This is a genomic window from Chroococcidiopsis sp. CCALA 051 (genome assembly GCF_003015105.1).
GTDB classification, from domain to species: domain Bacteria; phylum Cyanobacteriota; class Cyanobacteriia; order Cyanobacteriales; family Chroococcidiopsidaceae; genus Chroococcidiopsis; species Chroococcidiopsis thermalis.
On the sequence record NZ_PYCI01000238.1, the window covers coordinates 1 to 4,007 of the forward strand.

Below are 4,007 nucleotides of genomic sequence, written 5' to 3' on the forward strand. Positions count from 1 at the left end.
GCTATAACACTGCTATAACAATGCACAAAAAAGTTGAAGTCCTACCAGATCTAGCGGCGCTAGTCCAGCGATCGCTCGAACTCACCCTCGCCCAAATGCACAACGCCATTCAAGCACGGGGACTGTGTACCATTGCCCTATCGGGTGGTAGCACGCCTAAACCTCTCTATGAAGCGATCGCTGCCCAAGCATTACCTTGGGAGAAAGTTCACGTTTTTTGGGGTGACGAACGATACGTTTCTCCCGATAGCCCAGATAGCAATCAGCGGATGGCACGACAAGCTTGGTTAGATAAAGTCGAGATTCCTGCCGAGAATATCCACCCCATGCCCACCAGTGCAGCCGATCCTGCTGACGCTGCCCTTCAATACGAAACCCATCTTAAAGAGTTTTTTCAACTAAAATCGGGTGAATTTCCCGCTTTGGATGTAAATTTATTGGGGATGGGAGATGACGGACATACAGCGTCCTTGTTTCCTCATACTGCGGCTTTACAAGTGTGCGATCGCATAGTTACAGTTGGGAACAAAGATGGACAGCCTCGGATCACATTTACTATCCCTACTATCAACCAAGCTCGTTGCACCATATTTTTAGTCTCTGGTGCGAACAAGCAAGCGGCGTTAGCACAGGTATTTGCATCCGTAGCGGACGATTATACCTATCCTGCACGGTTCGTTCAACCCCAAGGAGAACTTTGGTGGTTGTTGGATCGAGCAGCCGGACAAGGCTTGCAATTACCCGAAGAGTAGCGCTTAAAATCAAAAACTGTTCACAGGGATTGACTTCATGATCGTTTGCCCTAATTGCAATCACCTCAACCCAGAAGGGGCGCAAGCCTGCGAAGCTTGCTACACACCTCTACCAGCTACTACTAGTTGTCCTAACTGTGGCGCACCCGTACAAACTGATGCAAGGTTCTGCGGACAATGTGGCTACGATCTCAGTGCTGACTTAGCAACTGTCGCCGAAGGAACGCCGCTAGATCTTGGTGACCTACCACCGACTCAACCAAGCTTGGCTGTTCCAGAACCTAGAGTCGAGGAACCCAGAGTCGAGGAACCCAGAGTCGAGGAACCCAGAGTCGAGCCAGCTATAGAGCTAGAAACACCTGCACCTGTAGTGGAAATCATTCATCGCGACCTATCAGCGACTCCAGAGCCAGAACCGATAATAGCACCAGCGCCGACTCCAGAGCCAGAACCAATCGCAGAATCTCGTAAGAGTAGCAGTATTAACCCTCCTCCCCCGCCAGCACCATTCACACCGCCAACACCAACACCACCACCACCGCCAGCAGTATCCCCACCCACTCCCATGCCAGCAATGCCCGTGGTTTCGAGTTCCAAAACCCAATTGCAGCAGCAGATTGCCAAGCTCTTTCACGTCCAGACCAATACTCCGATCGAGCTACCACCAACTCTTTCTGTGGTGCATATTGGTAAGCCTAACGATCGCATTCCTCCAGATGTTGACGTGGCTGGGTTTCCTAATTCCGAAATCGTCTCGCGGATTCATGCCGACATTCGCATTGAAGGAGATGCTTACTACATAGAAGATGTGGGCAGTTCCAACGGAACTTACATCAACAATATGCCCCTTTTACCAGGTAATCGTCACCGTTTGCGGATGGGCGATCGCATTGCTTTAGGTAAGGGAGACTTAGTAACTTTTCTGTTTCAACTTTCATAGCTACTTGTAGCTTATTCTCGACCTGGCTAAAGTGATTACAATTACTCTGCTACATCCTCAAAACGGTACTCCCGTCCAAAATTGGACGTTTGAAACTGAATCTGTTGTCCGCGTTGGACGGGCAACAGACAATCAGGTAATTCTATACAGTGCTGTTGTTTCTCGCTACCATGCCGAATTACATGCGACAAGGGGACAATGGCAGTTAGTGAATTTAGGCGCGAATGGCACATATATAGATGGTCAACCAATTACAGAATCGATTTCAGTCATAAATGGTACGGTGATTCGACTGGCTAAATCCGGTCCTCAATTACAAATTAAGTTATTGCCATAGCAGTACGATACGAGAGAAGATATTTTCAACAGCCTCAAGCAAGACCTTACCAAAGAATGTGTGAGCGGTTGCTTTGGTTAAGTGACTTACAATGGGAGTTATCTTCAACGACCAATCACCATGCTGAAGCGTTCTAAGTTCGAGACAACCCAATCTCAAATTATGCACCGTGCGGAGGAGCTGATCGACGCAGCATCGAACCGCTATCGAATTACCGTCCAAGTCGCCAACCGTGCTAAGCGTCGCCGTTATGAAGATTTTGATAATGTAGACGATCCGATGATGAAACCAGTCATCCGCGCCATCATTGAGATGTCTGACGAGTTGACTCAACCAGAAATTATCGGTGAATAGCCAATAGAGGAAGTCATGAGTGGTTAGTGGCTGGTGGCTGGTGGAACTAGATTCTTAGTTTTGGTCTAGTCACCTGTTACTCTTCACTGACAACTGATAACGGGTGAGTTGCGATCGCCCGTTTTTTGCTATTTATTGCGGTCGCTGAGTCAAATGCTTGAGTTAATCCAATTAAACTCATTGGTTGTGCGATCGCATATTTCAACAATAAATCTCACCTGAGTTATGCGCTCTTTAAAAATAAACCCGCCCAGATGAAACTTTTGACTTGCTGACATCAGCTATAAAATAAATTGGTTAAATTGCTCGAACGGAAAGCTTTTACCCGAAAGAATAAATTTCCCCCTAATTCCTGTTGTAGTGATTAACATGAATGAGGTACTAGAGAATTTGTGACTTGCCTCAAGCGTACATTTTATCCTCTAGGGAGTTAGCAACATGTTTTTGGTTACGGGAGCAACAGGAGGAATTGGCAGGAGGGTGGTGCGATCGCTCCGAGAACGGGGAATGCCCGTGCGTGCTTTTGTGCGTCTGCTGTCTCGCTATAGTGAGTTAGAACATCGAGGCGCAGAAACCTTTATCGGCGATCTGCAAGTCGATCGAGATATTCAAAAAGCTTGTCAGGGAGTACAGTACATTGTTAGCGCTCATGGTTCCGATGGCAATGCCTTCGCCCTAGACTACCATGCCAATATTGAGTTGATCGACCGAGCTAAAGAACAGAAAGTACAGCACTTTGTTTTTATCTCTATCTTAGGCGCAGATCGCGGTTATGAAGATGCACCCGTATTCAAAGCAAAGCGTGCTGTAGAAAAGTATTTGCAAGCAAGCGGAATTAATTATACAATTTTGCGTCCAGCCGGACTTGCTTCTAACCTCCTACCATTAGCAGAAAGATTTCGGCAAACAGGACTTTATTTACTAGTTGGTGATGGCAAAAACCGCACTTCTATTGTTAGTACTGACGATTTAGCACAAATAATTGTTAACTCATTCATGCTTCCAGAGGCGCGTAATCGAACTTTCTCCGTTGGAGGCGGGGAAATATTACAACGGCAAGATGTACCGCACATTCTCGGGAGGATTTTCAATATCGAGCCAATTATTATTAATCCTCCCTTACTTGCAGTAGACGGATTTAGAACTGTAACGGGTTTGTTCAACCCGTCGTTGCAAAAAGCTTTAGGCACTTTCCGCACTTTACTAGACAACGAATTTTTCTGCACTCGCGAAGAAATTACTCAGTTAGAGGAAATCTATCATCTAAAAATGGAAAACCTAGAGAGTTTTTTACGGCGCTATTTGGCAATATGAGTGCAAGTCAAAAGTTAAAAGTCAAAAGTTAAAAGTCAAAAGTTAAAAGGTAAATTGCCGACTCCCAATCTCCCACTCCCACTCCCGACTTCCCTTTCTAGCATCGTTCTAGCGGGGGGTAAAAGTTCGCGGATGGGACGGGATAAAGCTCTACTTCCAGTTGATGGCGTACCGTTGTTGCAAAAAGTGTGTGAGGTAGCAATTGCATTATGCGATCGCGTTTACGTCGTGACTCCTTGGCAAGAGCGCTATGAGCATTTACTTCCCGTTGGGTGTGAGTTTATTAGGGAGCAGGGCGCGGGGAGCAGGG

Annotated in this window: 6 protein-coding genes; all 6 read left to right on the top strand. The window is 46.6% G+C overall.

The annotated features are described in order from the left end of the window. Nucleotides 1–20: 20 nt before the first annotated feature. Nucleotides 21–752, top strand: a complete 732-nt coding sequence (gene pgl / locus C7Y66_RS30025) for a 6-phosphogluconolactonase (protein ID WP_015156277.1) — start codon at nt 21–23, stop codon at nt 750–752. A gap of 37 nt (nt 753–789) precedes the next feature. After that, nucleotides 790–1,692, top strand: a complete 903-nt coding sequence (locus C7Y66_RS30030) for an FHA domain-containing protein (RefSeq protein ID WP_106548334.1) — start codon at nt 790–792, stop codon at nt 1,690–1,692. A 31-nt stretch (nt 1,693–1,723) separates the two neighbouring features. Beyond that, nucleotides 1,724–2,029: an FHA domain-containing protein gene (locus C7Y66_RS30035; protein ID WP_015156279.1), complete on the top strand. Its 306-nt coding sequence runs from the start codon at nt 1,724–1,726 to the stop codon at nt 2,027–2,029. A 120-nt stretch (nt 2,030–2,149) separates the two neighbouring features. Further along, the gene (locus C7Y66_RS30040) at nt 2,150–2,383 is read left to right on the top strand and encodes a DNA-directed RNA polymerase subunit omega (RefSeq protein WP_015156280.1); all 234 of its coding nucleotides are present in this window, start codon (nt 2,150–2,152) and stop codon (nt 2,381–2,383) included. A gap of 438 nt (nt 2,384–2,821) precedes the next feature. Continuing rightward, entirely contained in the window at nt 2,822–3,697 is an 876-nt protein-coding gene (locus C7Y66_RS30045; protein WP_106548335.1) for an SDR family oxidoreductase, read from the top strand. A gap of 54 nt (nt 3,698–3,751) precedes the next feature. After that, nucleotides 3,752–4,007: NTP transferase domain-containing protein (locus tag C7Y66_RS30050; protein ID WP_158266029.1), on the top strand; the 256-nt coding region annotated here is incomplete at its 3' end.

Bases quoted from the DNA above. Each gene is read 5' to 3' on its own strand.
- C7Y66_RS30045 (WP_106548335.1), top strand. From the start codon at position 2,822: ATGTTTTTGGTTACGGGAGCAACAGGAGGAATTGGCAGGAGGGTGGTG.
- pgl (WP_015156277.1), top strand. From the start codon at position 21: ATGCACAAAAAAGTTGAAGTCCTACCAGATCTAGCGGCGCTAGTCCAG.
- C7Y66_RS30030 (WP_106548334.1), top strand. From the start codon at position 790: ATGATCGTTTGCCCTAATTGCAATCACCTCAACCCAGAAGGGGCGCAA.
- C7Y66_RS30040 (WP_015156280.1), top strand. From the start codon at position 2,150: ATGCTGAAGCGTTCTAAGTTCGAGACAACCCAATCTCAAATTATGCAC.